The organism is Spirosoma radiotolerans, assembly GCF_000974425.1.
In the GTDB taxonomy this organism is placed as follows: Bacteria; Bacteroidota; Bacteroidia; order Cytophagales; family Spirosomataceae; genus Spirosoma; species Spirosoma radiotolerans.
Window position 1 is genome coordinate 1,801,931 of sequence record NZ_CP010429.1, and the last position, 17,189, is coordinate 1,819,119.

The 17,189-nt window shown below is 48.1% G+C and carries 15 protein-coding genes and 1 pseudogene; 11 read left to right on the top strand and 5 right to left on the bottom strand.

Annotated elements, in window-relative coordinates:
• Positions 1–86: 86 nt before the first annotated feature.
• Complete coding sequence (locus tag SD10_RS07100) at positions 87–1,157, bottom strand: M42 family metallopeptidase (protein WP_046376314.1); 1,071 nt, start codon at positions 1,155–1,157, stop codon at positions 87–89.
• A gap of 113 nt (positions 1,158–1,270) precedes the next feature.
• Positions 1,271–1,696, bottom strand: coding sequence for a helix-turn-helix domain-containing protein (locus SD10_RS07105; RefSeq protein ID WP_046579154.1), 426 nt, complete (start codon positions 1,694–1,696; stop codon positions 1,271–1,273).
• Positions 1,697–1,829: 133 nt separating this feature from the next.
• On the opposite strand from SD10_RS07105, the gene SD10_RS07110 reads away from it, so the two are divergent.
• The 9 genes and pseudogenes from SD10_RS07110 to argB all read left to right on the top strand — a co-directional run bounded on the left by SD10_RS07110 (position 1,830) and on the right by argB (position 10,157).
• On the top strand, positions 1,830–2,531 hold the full coding sequence (locus tag SD10_RS07110) for a ClpP family protease (RefSeq protein ID WP_046376315.1): 702 nt from the start codon (positions 1,830–1,832) through the stop codon (positions 2,529–2,531).
• 256 nt (positions 2,532–2,787) lie between these two features.
• A complete protein-coding gene (gene clpX, locus SD10_RS07115; RefSeq protein ID WP_046376316.1) occupies positions 2,788–4,020 on the top strand; it encodes an ATP-dependent Clp protease ATP-binding subunit ClpX in 1,233 nt (410 codons plus the stop codon).
• 503 nt (positions 4,021–4,523) lie between these two features.
• Positions 4,524–5,138 carry a hypothetical protein gene (locus SD10_RS07120; RefSeq protein WP_046376317.1) on the top strand — a complete coding sequence of 205 codons (615 nt, stop codon included), beginning with the start codon at positions 4,524–4,526 and terminating at the stop codon, positions 5,136–5,138.
• 187 nt (positions 5,139–5,325) lie between these two features.
• Positions 5,326–5,943, top strand: coding sequence for a hypothetical protein (locus SD10_RS07125; RefSeq protein ID WP_046376318.1), 618 nt, complete (start codon positions 5,326–5,328; stop codon positions 5,941–5,943).
• 15 nt (positions 5,944–5,958) lie between these two features.
• Complete coding sequence (locus tag SD10_RS07130) at positions 5,959–6,678, top strand: alpha/beta fold hydrolase (protein ID WP_046376319.1); 720 nt, start codon at positions 5,959–5,961, stop codon at positions 6,676–6,678.
• A 155-nt stretch (positions 6,679–6,833) separates the two neighbouring features.
• Positions 6,834–7,997, top strand: coding sequence for an aspartate aminotransferase family protein (locus SD10_RS07135; RefSeq protein ID WP_046376320.1), 1,164 nt, complete (start codon positions 6,834–6,836; stop codon positions 7,995–7,997).
• Positions 7,994–8,371 (top strand): annotated as a pseudogene (locus tag SD10_RS07140) (GxxExxY protein). Before SD10_RS07135 ends, SD10_RS07140 begins: the two are co-directional and overlap by 4 nt.
• Before the next feature lie 51 nt (positions 8,372–8,422).
• The gene (locus SD10_RS07145; protein ID WP_046376321.1) at positions 8,423–9,382 is read left to right on the top strand and encodes an N-acetylornithine carbamoyltransferase; all 960 of its coding nucleotides are present in this window, start codon (positions 8,423–8,425) and stop codon (positions 9,380–9,382) included.
• Positions 9,375–10,157: an acetylglutamate kinase gene (argB, locus tag SD10_RS07150; protein ID WP_046376322.1), complete on the top strand. Its 783-nt coding sequence runs from the start codon at positions 9,375–9,377 to the stop codon at positions 10,155–10,157. Before SD10_RS07145 ends, argB begins: the two co-directional genes overlap by 8 nt.
• Positions 10,158–10,212: 55 nt before the next feature.
• Here the strand turns inward: argB and SD10_RS07155 are convergent, their stop codons facing one another.
• Together SD10_RS07155 and SD10_RS07160 are read right to left on the bottom strand one after the other, a co-directional pair.
• Positions 10,213–10,755 (bottom strand): C40 family peptidase, encoded by a 543-nt coding sequence (locus SD10_RS07155; RefSeq protein ID WP_227699226.1) that lies wholly within the window; start codon positions 10,753–10,755, stop codon positions 10,213–10,215.
• 403 nt (positions 10,756–11,158) lie between these two features.
• Complete coding sequence (locus SD10_RS07160; protein WP_046376324.1) at positions 11,159–11,593, bottom strand: hypothetical protein; 435 nt, start codon at positions 11,591–11,593, stop codon at positions 11,159–11,161.
• A 90-nt stretch (positions 11,594–11,683) separates the two neighbouring features.
• Here SD10_RS07160 and SD10_RS07165 point away from each other — a divergent pair, with 90 nt between their 5' ends.
• The gene (locus SD10_RS07165; protein ID WP_046376325.1) at positions 11,684–11,986 is read left to right on the top strand and encodes a DUF4286 family protein; all 303 of its coding nucleotides are present in this window, start codon (positions 11,684–11,686) and stop codon (positions 11,984–11,986) included.
• Between the two features lie 5 nt (positions 11,987–11,991).
• On the opposite strand, the gene SD10_RS07170 is transcribed toward SD10_RS07165, so the two are convergent.
• Complete coding sequence (locus tag SD10_RS07170) at positions 11,992–14,400, bottom strand: efflux RND transporter permease subunit (protein WP_046376326.1); 2,409 nt, start codon at positions 14,398–14,400, stop codon at positions 11,992–11,994.
• Between the two features lie 364 nt (positions 14,401–14,764).
• Between SD10_RS07170 and SD10_RS07175 the strand changes: the two genes are divergently transcribed.
• Positions 14,765–17,131 (top strand): glycosyltransferase family 4 protein, encoded by a 2,367-nt coding sequence (locus SD10_RS07175; RefSeq protein ID WP_082111545.1) that lies wholly within the window; start codon positions 14,765–14,767, stop codon positions 17,129–17,131.
• The last annotated feature ends 58 nt before the right edge of the window (positions 17,132–17,189 follow it).

The following is a 17,189-nucleotide window of genomic DNA, read 5'->3' on the forward strand; positions in this document are numbered from 1 at the left end:
ATTTTTAGAAAATAGGTACCCTTTTTTTTTAATTTAAGCGCTTGAACAGACTATTCGCAGCCGTAGTTAAAATGACATGTTGAAAACTACTTGATGTATCGGAAATCCTCGCCACCCTTCAGCGCAAGCAGTGTTTCATACATAAGTTTGATGACGTTCTGTACGTCATTCATGTGAACCGTTTCCACCGTTGTGTGCATGTATTTGAGCGGAAGCGAAATCAACGCTGACGCAATGCCTTCGGTAGCGTAGGCAAATGCATCGGTATCGGTACCGGTTGATCGGCTAACGGCCTGGCGCTGGAACGCTATATTCTGCTGTTCAGCCACACCAATTAAAAAGTCGAGGACATTGTTCTGTACGGCTGGTCCGTAGCAAAGCACAGGTCCATCTCCGCATTTCAGATCGCCCTGCTCTTTTTTGTCGTATTTCGGCGATTGTGTATCGTGCGTTACATCGGTGCAAATGGCGAGGTCAGGCTTGAGTCGGCGGGCAATCATTTCGGCCCCGCGCAGACCAATTTCTTCCTGTACGGCATTGACAATGTACAGCGTAAAGGGCAGGGTGATGTTGTTCTCTTTCAGGAGTCGGGCCACTTCCGCGATCATAAAACCACCCATGCGGTTGTCGAGTGCCCGGCCGACGTAGAACCGTTCGTTCAACTCCATCAGGCCATCGGTAAATGTACAGACCGTGCCTACATGGATGCCCATATCCAGGACTTCCTGCTTGGTGGCGGCTCCTACGTCGATGAACAGGTCCGTTACTTTAGGGGCCGTATCTTTGGCCAGGTCACGAACGTGAATGGCAGGCCAGCCAAAAACGCCCTCTACCACGCCTTTCTTCGTGTGCAGGTTCACCCGCATCGACGGAGCAATGAGCGCATCGGACCCACCGTTACGCCGGACAAACAGGTAGCCATCGTCGGAGATATAATTGACAAACCACGAAATCTCATCGGAGTGGGCTTCAATAACGACTTTATAGTCTTTACCCGGCCCAATCACCCCAACGGCGGTGCCGTAGGTATCGACAATGTATTCGTCGGTATAGGGTTTGAGATAATCCAGCCAAATCTGCTGCCCTGAGGATTCAAAGCCAGTCGGCGAGGCATTATTAAGGTATTGATACAGGAAATTCTTACTGTGTTCGTTCATTGTGTAATCAATTTTTTGCAATCACGAAGGCAACAAATGAAGCCGTTAATAACGGATTTCTAGCTGTAAAATCCGCTACATTCGTTTATCAGAAGGTAAAATAAGAAGAAAAATTAAAACCCAATCCGTTCCCGTTTTTGCTCTACGCCCATCGAACGCAGGACTTCCATGGCAATGCGGTCGTCGTATTTGCGTTTCCAGTAGTCGGCTTCCAGGCGAAGTTTGTCCAGTTCGAGTTGTTGTTTCTCCACCGTCAGGCGAAGGGTTTCGAGTTCGTGGCTGGCCAGTTCGTCAGTTTTTACCTCAATAACCTGTGCGGGCAGGGCATCGTCGGTGAGCAGCGTTAAGGGCGATATGGCCAAAACGTTCGCAATTTGGGTTAGCCGCGAGAGGGTCAGGTCGGTTTTGCCGCGTTCAATGTCGCCATACGCAGTGGTCGACAGGCCGAGCAGATCTGCCATATTTTCCTGGGATAAACCGCGTTGTAGCCGTTGTAAGCGTATTTTTTCTGCCGGACCTCGATTGGTGAAAGTGCTCATATCAAGTAACAACGATAAAATCTAAACCTAAACTGACAGGGTTTTTCGTGATGATAACGCAATTTTGTAACGAAACAATTCTCGAACTTACACCAACCGTTCTTGGTTTTCAAATCAAGAAGTAAACCCAATTATGAATTACGAAAAAGAATTCCGCAATTTCGCCGTACATCACATGGGTCTCAATGGCCTGTCTGTAGACGGTTATGTGAAACACGCCATCGAAAATAATTCGGTTGAAAACATGACTCGCTCGGTCATTGAAGAGCGGCCCATGAATTTCCGTGAAGTAGACGTGTTCTCACGGCTTATGGCTGACCGTATTATTTTTATGGGCTTGCCCGTAGATGACAATATCGCCAACATCATTGTGGCGCAACTGCTTTTCCTGGAGTCGGCAGATCCTAAAAAGGACATCCTGATGTACCTTAACAGCCCAGGTGGTTCGGTCTACGCTGGGTTGGGTATTTATGACACCATGCAGTATGTGCGTCCTGATGTGGCTACGGTTTGTACAAGTCTGGCTGCGTCTATGGGCGCTGTGCTGCTGGCCGGTGGTGCTGCGGGCAAGCGCTCTGCGCTTCCGCACGCCCGTGTCATGATTCACCAGCCATCGGGTGGTGCGCAGGGTACCTCGAAAGACATGCAGGTGACCATGAAAGAAATGCTCGAGTTAGAAAAAGATCTGTATCGCATTTTAGCCAGTCACTCAGGCCGGACGTACGAAGAGATAGAAAAGGCGTCTGACCGTGACAAATGGTTCCGGGCTGAAGAAGCCAAAGAATATGGCTTGATTGACGAGGTATTACGCCGGGAGCGGACCATAGAAAAGTAACAGGTGGTCAGTGATAGATGAGCGGATTGCATTCGCACCCGGTATGTATTAACTGACTTCTTACTACTTTTTTTGACAAGCAATTAATAACTTTGTTAAGACCCAACGACTCAGGTTTGCCTGAGTCGTTTTTTTATCGAAATTAGCTATTGGTCCAACAAAGCATTTAAACGAACTGTTAACCTAACCAAGATTGCGGATACAATTCTGTACGCTGCGTCTGATAACCCCCAGCCTATTTACTCTGCAACCGTTCATGCCACAAATTAGTTGCTCGTTCTGTGGACGACGCAAAAACGAAGTAATGATGCTCCTGTCAGGCATCGACGCACACATCTGCAATTACTGTATTGAACAGGGACATCAGGTGGTGCTGGAAGAAATGCGCCCTAAAAAGAGCGAGCCCGCCGAGGTCAATATCAAACTGATCAAGCCCGTTGATATGAAGCGGCATCTGGATCAATTCGTTGTTGGTCAGGATGACGCCAAAAAAGCCATTACCGTTGCGGTTTATAATCACTATAAGCGGTTGATGCAGCCAAAAACCAATGATGATGTAACGATTGAAAAATCAAATATCATCATGGTCGGCGAAACAGGTACGGGCAAAACCTATCTGGCCCGCTCAATCGCCAAAATTCTTGAAGTACCTTTCTGCATCGCCGATGCCACCGTTATCACGGAGGCAGGTTATGTTGGCGAAGATGTGGAAACAATTCTGACCCGCTTGTTGCAGGCGGCCGATTATAATGTGGAAGCGGCCGAACGCGGTATCGTTTATATTGATGAAATCGATAAAATTGCCCGCAAGTCCGATAATCCGAGTATTACCCGGGATGTCAGCGGGGAAGGCGTTCAGCAGGCGCTGCTGAAATTGCTGGAAGGATCGGTGGTAAATGTGCCGCCCCAAGGTGGCCGTAAACACCCCGACCAGCGCCTGATTGCGCTCAATACCGAACATATCCTGTTCATATGCGGTGGTGCTTTTGATGGTATTGAACGGCACATTACCAAGCGGATCAATACCCGACCAATTGGTTTCTCGGGCGACCGGCGCCTGAACGACACCTTCGAACGGGGGCACCTGATGCGTTATATTTCGGCCCTTGATCTGAAATCGTTCGGGCTAATTCCCGAGCTTATTGGCCGTTTGCCCGTATTGACGCACCTTGAGCCACTCGATCGGAATGCGTTGATGCAGATATTGACAGAACCTAAAAACGCCATTACAAAGCAGTACGACAAGCTGTTTAAGATGGAGGGAATTACCCTTCACTGGGACCCCAGCGCCTTGAATTATATTGTCGATCAGGCCTTGCAATATGGGCTTGGTGCCCGTGGGTTACGCTCAATCTGCGAATCCATTATCACCGACGCTATGTTCGAAATGCCTTCTCAGACAGGAGTTACCGAATTAACCGTTAGCCTGGAATATGCCCGCGAAAAATTTGGTAAATCCGGCACCCATCAACTTCGCTCAGTTGCCTGACTTGCTGAGGAGTTTTGAAAAAACAAGCCCGGTTTCTATGTAGAAACCGGGCTTGTTTTTTTTTAATTGGATTGTAAACAAGTGCCCTTTCGTATGGGGAGCCTTTGCAATGGAGCGGTTCGGCTAAAAAATTTATTTAAAAATTTTTAGCCCGCGAAAATTAGTCAAAGAATAGTCTATTTTATTGGTAGAATGCTGTTAAGGGCGCTGCATCAGTGTCGTCAAACCGATATAGATAATCTGGTAGATTGTTGTTAATCAGGTAATTATTTGATGGCTTATCTGCTAATAGTATCTGAAATTCGTCTGTGGCTATGCTTTTAAAACGTATATAGCAAGTAATTACACGTAGTCGAATTGATGTATTGGACCACTTGTTAGTTTTATGAATTTTCTGATTTAACGGGAGCTGACTATTTTTTTTGAACAATGGGCCAACAAATGAATAAAGTAATAGTTCATCAGGATGGTAACTCAAACGTTCACTAATTAAACGATATACTATGCGTATGTTTTCCAAACACATCGTTGCTGCACTTTTAGGTGCTGCGGTCTTTTCATCCTGTAGCCGTCCGGTCGCTTATTTTCAACCCAGTGCCCGTGAGCATTTCGCAACAACGCCAGCCAAAGTTGTGTCTATAACGCCAACAGAAAGTGCCGCTCCAGTTGTTGCTCAAACACCCGTTACCGAAGCTGTAGCCACACCTTCAGCACAGGTTGCTCAAACGACTGCAGCACTGGATCAAGTGGATGCTATGGTGCGCAACGATAGCAAATTAAGTGCTGATAAAACGGTACAGAAACGCCTGAACAAAGTGCGTACATTATTGGCTGCCAATTCGGCTAAAGCCACTCTGACGCCAACTGAAGTGAATGCTCCTAAAAAAATGAATTTGATGGAGCGAATGATGCTGAAAAAAATAAATAAAAAAATCAGCAAACAACTGGCTCCTGCCAATCCAGAAAAAACGATGGTCAATTCGGGTACACTGGCCGGCGGTGCGGTGTTGGTGATCGTCGGTTTGCTTCTATTGATTTTGACGTCAGGTACAGCTGCCACTGTTGGTCTGGTTGCTGTTCTGGTAGGGGCAGTTATCCTGCTGATTGGCTTGTTATAATCTTCGATTAGGTAATAAGAAAAATCCCCGCCAGCCATTGGTAACTTCGGACTGACGGGGATTTTACCGAGCTTTTGGGTCATATAATCTAATTTGTTTTCTCTTTTATCAGGACTCCTCAACAAATAAGAGAAGTTGTAGTTGTTGAGGATTATATTTCAACCGTTAATTTTTAAACCAGTACACTATGAGCACGTTCTCCAAAAACCTTTTCACCGCACTTATGGGTGCCGCAATTCTTTCATCCTGCAGCCGTCCGGTCGCTTATTTTCAACCGACAGCCCGCGAAAATTTTAAATCAGCTCAACCCCAGTCGGTAGCCATCACCACACCTGTTGCCAACGAAGAGTCAGCCGCTACACAACCTGCAGAAGTCGCTCTGGCAGCGCCTGTTGAACAACAACTTGCCCAAACCAAGCAGGCCGTCAATCAGGTTGAAGCCTATGTGCGGAACGATAGCAAGCTGGCCTCGAACAAAAAACTGGCTAAGCGCATGACACGGCTGAACGAAATGCTGGCAACAACAAGTGCGAAAGCTGAGGTGTCTGCTAACGTTGCTTCGACGAAGAAAATGTCGCTGATGGAGCGGGCAATGCTCAAAAAAATCGATAAGAAAATCAAAAATCATGTAGCACCAGAGCAGACAAAAGCCATGAGCTCAAATGTCCGTCTGGGTGTAATTATCGGTATTATCGGCTTGCTGTTGCTCTTGTTGGGCGGTGGTAGTGTATTAGGTGTTATCGGTGGCATTGGTTTGGTTGTTGGCCTGGTACTGATTCTGCTGGGTGTTATCAATAATGCATAGAGAAAAAAATTCCTGATGAGCCAATTACCAATTATTTGTCTCATTCATGGCCACGGCGTAGATGCTTCCATTTGGGAGAGCATCTACGCCGATTTGGCTTTGGGCCATTCCGTATTGACGCCTGATTTCGCCCGCCTTTCAGTTCAAACTACAATTGAGGGCTATGCTGAAGAACTATATGACGTGTTGCAGGCCGCCGAGGTAGAAAAGGCTGTATTGATAGGCCATTCAATGGGCGGCTACATGGCCCTTGCCCTGGCCGAGCACCACCCAGAATTGGTACAGGGACTGGTGCTCTATCATTCTACGGCCACAGCCGACGATGAGGCCAAACGAGAGGCCCGGCAGCAGGTAATCAAGACGCTACAAACGGAAGGAACGACTCCATTTATACAGAAACAAATGCCAAAAATGGTGGCTCCTGCCTATTCACCCGAAAAAACGGAGGAACTGATAACCCGTTTCCTCACATTACCTGCCGAAGCGCTTGCGGCTGGTGTAACAGCTATCGCGGGCCGCCCCGACCGAACAGCTGTGTTACGGAATGCGGATTTTCCTGTTTTATTGGTATTAGGCCGCGAAGACCAACTGATTCCGTACGATAAAACGGCGCAACTGGCTGATTTATCTACCCAAATTCGTGTAGCCGTCATTGAGCAGGCCGGACACCTAAGTATGGTCGAACAACCCGAAGCCGCCACGCAGGTCATTCGGTCGTTTGTTGACGGGTTGTAAATAGCAGTAGCTAAAATGAATGGAAGGGAGGCTGATTCGGCTTCCTTTTTGTGTTTTAGCCCCTTTTTTACCCTGATTATCCGTAAACTTGCACCTCATTTATAGGAAAGTACCCGAAAGAGGTGCTTTTCCCGTACGCTTAGATTAACAAGAAAATGGCAGAGCTTTTTAATGTTTATCCGCTATACGATATTGAACCCACTACCGCCAAGGGGAGCTATCTCTGGGATGCCGATGGTACGCGTTACCTGGATCTGTACGGTGGGCATGCGGTAATCTCGGTTGGGCATACACATCCGCGCTACGTAAAGGCCCTGACGGATCAACTGAACAAAATTTCGTTTTACTCGAACTCCGTCCGGATTCCGCAACAGCAGGAATTGGCGGATAAACTGGGAGCTCTCTCGGATCATCCCGATTATGCGCTGTTTCTATGTAACTCCGGCGCCGAAGCCAATGAAAATGCACTGAAGCTGGCCTCGTTTCATAATGGCCGGACTAAAGTTGTAGCTTTCAAGAAGTCGTTTCATGGCCGTACGGCCGGTGCCGTTGCGGCTACTGACAATCCTGCCATTGTTGCCCCCATAAATTACAATCAGCACGTTACTTTTCTTCCCTTCAACGATTCGGAAGCGGCTCTGGCCGGTATTACAACCGATACCTGCGCCGTCATTATTGAAGGCATTCAGGGGGTAGGAGGCATACAGGTCGCCACCGACGATTTCCTACAGACGCTCCGTAAGCGCTGCGATGAAACGGGTGCCGTCCTTATTCTGGATGGTGTTCAGTGTGGGTATGGCCGATCGGGTAAGTTTTTCTCGCACCAGTTTAGCGGCATCGAAGCCGATATTATCTCGATGGCCAAAGGCATGGGTAATGGCTTCCCTATCGGCGGTATTCTCATCTCGCCCAAGTTCAGCGCCAGCTACGGCCTCCTGGGAACAACGTTCGGTGGAAATCACCTGGCGTGTACAGCGGCTGTCGCCGTACTGGACATCATGAAAGACGAGGGACTGATGGAAAATGCAGCGCGCATGGGAACCTATTTCATGGACGGTATTCGTCAGATTGGCGGCTATAAAGAGTTGCGGGGTCGGGGTTTGATGATTGGTATCGAGTATGATTTTCCGGTCGATTCACTCCGTAAAACGCTGTTGTTCGAACACAAGCAGTTTACGGGTGTGGCGGGTAAAACGATCATTCGTTTGCTGCCGTCGTTGACCATTGGCGTCGATGAAGCCGATCAGTTTCTGGAAGCCCTTGCCAATTGCCTTAAACGCAAAGACGCAATGGTTGACGCGAAGGTCGCCAAGATATGAATGAAAATGACATCGCTCGTGTCGTTTATCAATGTGCTTTAACTGTACACCGACGGTTAGGGCCCGGTCTGCTGGAATCAGCTTACGAGGAATGGTTGGCTTATGAACTGGTTAAAGCTGGACTATATGTCGAACGTTAGAAAGGATTACCGCTTATTTACGACGAGATAAAACTAGATGTAGGATATCGTCTCGATTTATTAGTCGAATACAAGGTCATTCTTGAGCTAAAGGCAGTTGAACGGTTGACCGATGTTTATGTCGCTCAATTAATAACGTATCTGAAGCTGTCCAATTGTAAGCTTGGTTTATTGATCAATTTCAACGTTGCTCTATTGAAAGATGGTGTTAAACGTTTAGTTAATAATCTGTAATCACTTTGCGGCCTTTGCGCTAATCCTTTGCGCCTTTGCGTTTAAAACTAAATGACCAATTTTCTCTCCCTCGCCGACGTTACCAGCATCGACGCCCTGATTCAGTCCGGCCTTGCTGCCAAAGCCAACCCTTTTGCCGATCAAGTGCTCGGTAAAAACAAAACCATTGGCCTGATCTTCTTTAACTCCAGTCTCCGTACCCGGTTGAGCACGCAGAAAGCTGCTCAAAATCTTGGGATGAATGTCATGACCATGAATGTTGGGCAGGACAGCTGGGGGTTGGAAATGGAAGAGGGTGTGCTCATGAACGGCGATAAAGCCGAACATGTGCGCGAAGCGGCTGCGGTTATGGGGCGGTATTGCGACATCATTGGCATCCGGGCGTTTGCCGAACTCAAAGACAGGGACAAAGATTATCGGGAGCAGGTGATGCATCAGTTTGCTACCTACGCCGGTGTTCCCATTGTTAATCTTGAATCTGCCACCCGCCACCCGCTGCAATCGCTGGCCGACTGCATTACGATTGAGGAAGCCAAGCGTACCGACCGCCCAAAAGTGGTGCTAACCTGGCTACCGCATTTCAAACCGTTACCGCAGGCTGTTGCCAATTCATTTTGTGAATGGATGAATGCCCGCGCTCAGGCCGGAAAGATTGAGTTTGTGGTAACGCATCCGGCGGGTTATGAGCTAGCGCCGGAGTTTGTTGGGAATGCCCATGTAACACACAACCAGAGCGAAGCCTTCGCCGGTGCCGATTTTATCTATGGAAAAAACTGGTCCTCCTACACGCATTATGGGCAGGTATTAACGCAGGACCCCTCCTGGGCCGTTACCATGGATGACATGAACCTAACGAACAATGGTAAATTCATGCATTGCCTACCCGTTCGCCGTAACTTAAAAGTATCCGATGCCGTGCTCGACAGTCCTCAGTCGCTGGTTATTGAGCAGGCAGCAAACCGCGAATGGTCGGCTCAGGCCGTATTAAAAGAAATTCTAAAAAATGGATAACCTGACGGTAGTAAAAATTGGCGGGAATGTCATCGATGATCCGGCGGCTTTAAAACGATTTTTAGCAGCTTTTGCTGGTTTGCCGGGTGCCAAACTGCTGATTCACGGTGGTGGTAAAGTGGCTACCCAAATGGCTGAAAAGCTGGGCATTCAAACTACGATGGTGGAGGGGCGTCGCATTACCGATCAGCCCATGCTCGATGTGGTGACTATGGTCTACGGTGGCCTGGTTAATAAGCAGATCGTGGCGAAGCTTCAGGCGCTTGAGGTGAATGCGATCGGTATGACAGGAGCTGATGCCGGAACGGTACTTGCCAGAAAACGACCGGTGAAAGATATTGACTATGGCATGGTCGGCGATATAGAGGAAGTGGACTCGGGACAAATTCAGTTTTTCCTCCGCCAGGCTTTAACCCCGGTCTTTGCGCCCATAACCTATTCGCTTGCCGGTGATCTGCTCAATACCAATGCGGATACAATGGCGTCGGCTATTGCTGTTGATATGTGCCGCCATAATACAGTAACCCTGATTTACTGTTTTGAGAAAAAAGGCGTATTAAGCGATCCGTCAGACGAGAACAGTGTCATCAACGTGCTGACGCCTGAACAGTACGCCGAAAATAAAGCCGCCGGAACCATCAATAAAGGAATGATCCCGAAGCTGGATAATGCTTTCAAAGCCCTGGACAGTGGTGTATCGAAAGTGATTATTTGCCATGCCGACGAACTAGCAATGGCTGTGCAGCAGGGAGCCGGAACGACCTTAAAAAAGTAAAGCGGCCAGAAAGCCGCTTTGCTATGTGTAGATAAAAGGGAGGCTTTCAACCGGTTTATTTTTCAGCCAGTAAATGAACAACGCGTCGGATACCCATATAGCGATGTTGGTAATAGCTCGCACTTAGGTAATCATACCGAACGCCCCCGTTCCAGGCTGAGTGAATGAATTTGATTCGATCACCGATTACTTCCGTAATCAGTCCAACATGTCCAATTCGATTGCCACCCGAACTGTGGCCTTTGAACAGAATCAGGTCGCCGGGTTGAGCCGATTCTTTGTCGACAGCGGCACCTACATTGCCTTGAGCAGCACTGGAGTGGGGGAGCGAGATCCCAAATTTGTTGAAGCAAAAGCGGGTGAAGCCAGAGCAGTCGAATCCTCGGGTCGTTGTGCCACCGGAGCGGTAACGAACGGAAAGGTGTTCTTTAGCGTAGTTAATGACGTTTTTTACGAGCGGAATTTGATCGTAAAAACTTACTTCATTTGACGTTACGGTGGGTACGTCGGTCAGATCATTAGTTACGGTAGGTACGGTTTGTGCTTGAACGATGCCAAACGAGACAGTACAAAATACTGTCAGGAGCATTTTTCTCATCATAGAATTGAGGTCAAATCCACGTTACGTATTATAAAAGTACTGAATTGACTGCGATCTACCTACCCTTTGAGGAAAAATTTCCCCAGTGGACCAGAATTTTTTCGTGCCAATTTTGTAAACAGCTGACCGTAAACTAATTGGAAGGTAAAAAATTTTGAAAAAAATTGAGCTGCGTGCTTAAACGGCCATTAAGCATTTCTGTTTTAATGAATTGAAGGTCGTTTGTTGAAAAGCAATTGAGTAAAATGACATTTCATTATTAACCACAGAGCCACAAAGAGCACAGAGCTATAACAGATTAAATCAACCTGTTATAGCTCTGTGCTCTTTGTGGCTCTGTGGTTAACTAGTTTTGATCAATCAAGTAGCCATTCCCCATAGCTACACAGTCAGTCCAGCCCTAAAACCAGTTTGCGCCAACGATACGGAACGGCCAGGGAATAGAAGCCAGAATGAGTAGAAGGCCAATTCCGTAAAAAATGCCTATCAGCCGTTGTTTCGTAACGGCATCGGTAGCCCGTTTTGAGCGTGAATAGCCAATAGTAACGAGGATGATGGCAATCAGCATACCCGTTGTGTGCTCTACTGTGTAGAACCGATAAAGCTTTTCGCTGATAAGGGAAAAATTAACTTTGGGGCTGATGAAGAACAGAACCAGCCCCAGCAAAAGTTGTGTGTGCACTGCAATCAGGGTGAACAGATATAATTTACGGTTGCCGTCCGTATAACCGCTGCGTCCCTGCCATTTACCAATAGCGACAACGACGGCTGCCACCAGCAGAACAAGGGCTATCCAGCGAAGCCCCGAGTGGGCGTGTACTAATCCAGAATACATGAGTAGAGTGATTTATCGAGCAAATTTAGTTCTTTGGCAAAGAAACAACCAAATGGCCAACTTACACCCCAAATCGGGTGTTTACCGACTATGATTCTTTATAATACGACGTACAGCGTTGCCGACGAGGTAGCGGCTGACTGGCTTCGCTGGATGAAGCGCTTCTTTTTGCCAGCGGTAATGGCGACCGAATTGCCCGTAAGCCACAAAATCCTGCGCCTGTTGACCGAACTCGATAATGGCGGCACAACATACTCCGTTCAACTCGACTTTACTACCATGGCCGACTATGCGGCCTACCAGCAATATCATGCCGATGCCCTGCGTGAACGTATTCAGCATCGCTTTGGCAACCAGTTTATTTCATTCGATACGCTGCTGGAAGAAGCTTAAAGGAATCATTCATCCGTCATCAACACTGCCTTCTTCCTGCGTTTATCGACAGTTAGCAGGAACGCTGGTAGCAGAATCAGGTTGGAAGCCATGCCCATAAGAAGAGTGATGGATACCAGAATACCCAGCGCAACAGTTCCCTGAAAGGTTGAAGCCGCAAAAATGGCGAACCCCGCAAACAGAATCATAGCTGTATAAAACATGCTGATACCCGTATACCGAATCGTTTCCGATACGGCCCGGTCTAGGCTCAACTTCTGATTCCTCAGTTCATCGCGGTATTTTGTGATAAAATAAATCGTGCCATCCGACGATATGCCGAAAGCGATACTAAAAATTAAAATAGTCGATGGTTTCAGGTGAATGCCGCAAAAGCCCATAATACCCGCCGTGACAAGCAGGGGCACTACACTAGGCAGGATAGCGATCAGACTTAGCCGAACATCACGCAGTAGAATGATCAGGATAACCGAAACCAGCAAAATGGCCATAATCGTGCTCTCGGCCAGGTTGGTAAGCAGGTAATCGTTGCCCCGTGTGAACACTACGCTATTGCCAGTGATGTGGACATCATATTGATCGGCGGCTGCTACACGCTTGCCCGTTGTCCGGTCTATATTGAAAATAGAATCGGCTTTGGGCTGGAGTTCGTTCAGGAGCTGCGTTGTCCGAACTGTACCTACGTCGGGCATCTGGAAACTAATCCGGGTATACCGGAACGTGCTGTCCAGATAGGCTTTAAAGGCCAGTCCTCCGCCTGCGTTCTTGGCTCCCTTCAACTGCGGAGCATAATTGGCCAACTGGCTTAGTTCGAGTGCACCGGGCAATGCGTAATATTTGGGATCGCCACCGCGATAGGCTTGATAAAAAAACTTGACGGCTTCGACCAGAGACAGGGGCCGTGTAAACTCAGGATACTTACCAAATTCCCGTTCGAGCAACTTGATCTTTGTCAGTGTTTGGGGCGTTAATACCCGACCGGCCCGCTTGGCGTCGATACTCACCTCAAAAGGCATAACGCCCTTGAACCGGCTTTCGATAAACTTTAAATCGGTATAAATCGGGTCGTTTTTAGGCAGGTCGTCTACTACAAACCCAATTGGGTTGATCTGCAGGGCACCAACAATGGAAATCGCCGTTATGATCGCAATGAAGGTATAAATGGCCGTTCGGCGGGTGTGTACTAAGGTATCGACCCAGCTCAGGAAACCACTGACCTGCCGACGTTCCAGATGGCCGCGCTGCCTGGGTGTGGGTGTGGTTAGGTAGCTGAAGATGATGGGTACCAGGATGAGCGATACTGCGTAGGTCGTCATAATGCCCAACGCGGCTACCAGGCCAAATTGCACCAGCAGGGGACTGCCCGTGAAATAGAAGACGAAGAAGCCGATACTGGTCGTGATGTTGGCAAAAAAAGTCGTTTCCCCAACTTTCTCACTGGCAATCATCAGGGCGTCCTCTTTGCTACGATTCCGGTTCAGTTCCTCGTGGTATCGGTTGAGCAGGAAAATGACATTGGGCACCCCAATCACGATAATCAACGGTGGGATCAGCCCGGTCAGCAATGTAATATCGTAGCCAAGCAGAACAATATAACCCGTTGCCCAGATTACGCCGACGCCTACGACGGCAAGTGCCGACAGAACGACCGTTACTGAGCGGAAGAAATAGAATAAAATCAGGGCTGTCACCAGAAAGGCCAGCCCCAGAAACAAAAACATCTCTTTGCTGACTTTGGCCGTAAACTCGGTGCGGATATATGGCATTCCCGACATGTGAACCGTGCCGTCGGATGTGGCAGAAGCAACGGAACTAGTCTTAAGCGTATGGTTTCTGCCGAAGGAGTCGGCTACGGCTTCGACCTGCCGAACCAGTGAAATGCGATTTTTGGTGTTAACAACCTTTTGGTCGAAGCTAATAGCCATCAGGTGCGCCTTGCCACTGCTGTCGGTTACCAGGTTGCGGTAAAAGGGCAAGGCGGCAATATGCGTTTTCAGGCTGTCTAAGCCAAGCTGGGTCGTGAGCGGTTTCGGGACCAGCAGCCGAATACGAAACGTGCGAGCCGAATCGTCGCGGATAATGGTATACAGGTTCGCGTTCGATACGACGTCTTTGATCCCGTCAATGCGCTTGATTTTCTGGCTTAGCGCATACCAGTCGTTGAAGAACCCGAGCTGGTACATACTATCAGTTTCAATGGCCAGCACCATCACATTACCATCCTGTCCAAACCGTGATTTGAAGGCTTCGTAGTATTGATAATCGGGGTCAGTAACCGGCAAGATCTTGGCCAGTTCGTAGGAGAGCTTGACCTTACTGGCCTTATAACCCATAAAGACAGTGCCGAGCAACACCGCCAGGACAAGTAGAATCCTATTTTTTAGAATAAAAGAAGAGATACTATGCCAAATCATACCTGATTAACGCGAAATAAGTCCGCAAGGTACATAAAAACAGTGGCCTAACAGGAATACCGTTGCCGTTTAGCAGACTAAGTGGATTGAACAAACTGGGCGCCTTAGTCATAAAATGACTAACCGATCGTGTAACTAAAATTGGGGGTAAGTATGTAAATGAGGTGGCATTGGATGGGATAATATATAGGGTATTTTCAATAGAAAATAGGCTATAATATAGATTGATAGAAATAAAATTTGTTTCTCATCCATCAGAGCTGATTAAGACGATTAAAATCAGCGGTTAAGCCAAACAAAAGGGCTTACAACGCGATTATACGGATAGACTTTGTAGTAACAAATTATTCCCACTATCAACCGTATGGCAACTCACACGAACCGACCCAGCATGATCAATTATAAACACGATGATCAAACAGAAACGGAGGCATCCATGTGGGGTCATAATCCTAAAAATGTAGCGTTTATTGGCGATTATCTCCCACGTCAATGCGGAATCGCTACGTTTACATCAGATCTCTACCTGTCTTACGATTCATTTATACCTGATTCCAGGGCATTGGTTGTATCCGTTAACGATACACCCGACGGTTACGACTACCCTTCTGAAGTGCGGTATGATTTCTACCAGCACGATCATAACGCGTACAAAAAAGCAGCTGAATTCCTGAATTCAAAAGACGTTGATGTCGTTTGCCTGCAGCACGAGTATGGCATCTATGGTGGCCCGGCCGGTAATTATGTTCTGACGTTGCTTCGCAACCTGACGATGCCCATTGTAACCACCTTTCATACCATTCTGAAAGACCCCAACGAAGACCAGTTGCTGGTGCTCAAAAGCATCGCCGATTTGTCGTCCCGGGTGGTTTGTATGTCGGAGAAAGGACGCGATTTTTTGATAAACATCTACGAAATACCCGAAGAGAAAATCGACCTTATTCCGCACGGTATTCCAGACATGCCGTTCGTTGATCCGCATTTCTTTAAGGATAAGTTCGGTATGGAGGGCAAGCAAACGTTATTGACGTTTGGTCTGCTGTCGCCCAATAAGGGAATTGAAAACGTAATTCGGGCGCTGCCCCGAATCGTTGAACAAAACCCGAATGTCGTTTATATGGTGTTGGGCGCCACCCATCCTAATTTGATAAAACACGAAGGGGAAGTCTACCGGGATAGCCTGAAAAAACTAGCCCAGGATTGTGGCGTTCGCGATAATGTCCGGTTCTACAATCAGTTTGTAGAATTGGACGGGCTGCTGGAATACCTGGGTGCGGCTGATATTTATATTACGCCATACTTGAACCCGGCTCAGATCACCTCCGGAACCCTATCCTACGCGTTTGGTTGTGGCAAGGCCGTTGTATCAACGCCTTATTGGCACGCTGAAGAATTGCTGGCCGATGGTCGGGGCGTTTTGGTTCCCTTTGGGGATTCAGACGCGATTGCTACCGAAATCATCGACCTGCTCAGCGATGAGTCGCGACGGCATCAGATTCGGAAAAAAGCGTATCTGATGGGCCGCGAAATGATTTGGGAACGCGCCATACAGGCCTATGCCAACTCGTTTGCTCATGCCCGGCAGGAGCGCATGAGTACGGTCAATAACCAGGCCGTCTACGCAGTTGGGGCACACAGTAGTCTGGTCTTTAAGTTGCCCGTTGTCCGGCTCGATCACCTGTTTCGCCTGACAGATTCGACCGGCATCATCCAGCACGCCCGTCACCATCTGCCCTTTTATGACGAAGGGTACTGCACCGACGACAATGCTCGGGCGCTGATTTTGGCACTGACACTTCAAAGTGCTGGTCTGGGTGACCAAAAGCTAGCTAAAGCGGCAGATAATTATTGTGCGTTTATCAACCATGCGTATACGGACGATCACCGGCGTTTCCGAAACTTTATGAGTTACGACCGTCGCTGGCTTGAGGAATTTGGTTCTGATGACAGTACCGGCCGTACCATCTGGGCGTTGGGTACCTGCATTGGCCGGTCGGCCGACCGGAACACGGTTACGTGGGCCATGAGCTTGTTCGAAAAGGTGTTGCCAACGGTTGTTTCTATGTCGTCTCCCCGTTCGTGGGCGTTTGCACTGCTGGGTATTTACGAGTACCAGAAGAAATTCAACGACGACCGGCTGGCTAAAACAATTGAACGTCAGTTGCTCGATAAGCTTACCTTCCGCTACACAGAAACCGCTACGGAAGACTGGCCCTGGTTCGAGAATACGCTCTCGTATGACAATGCCGTTCTGGCGCATGTGCTGATTCGGTCGAACGATAAACATTTGGTCGATATTGGGTTGAACTCCTTACGCTGGCTGGTGGGTCTACAAACATCGCCACATGGCCAGTTCCAGCCTATTGGCTCGAATGGTTTCTATACGAAAGGGCAAAACCGCGCTTATTTCGATCAGCAACCGCTGGAAGCGCAAAGTACAATCTCTGCTTGTCTGGCCGCTTTTGCCGCTACGGGTGAGGATGAATGGCATCGAACCGCTATCCGAATCTTTAAATGGTTTACGGGCTACAATGACCTGGGTTTGCCTCTTTACGACCAGCAAACAGGCGGCTGCCGGGATGGCCTGCACATCGACCGGGTTAACCAGAACCAAGGTGCTGAATCTACGCTGTCTTATTTATTAGCGTTGGCCGATTTATATACCAGCCAGAGGCAACGGTCTGATGTAAAGCCGGTTAATGTAGCAATGCCCGCTATGCTAAATGGGTAAGTAAAGAAGAAAGATAATAAGTTAGTGAGTGATTAAGTTGTAAGGAGTAAGTGATGTG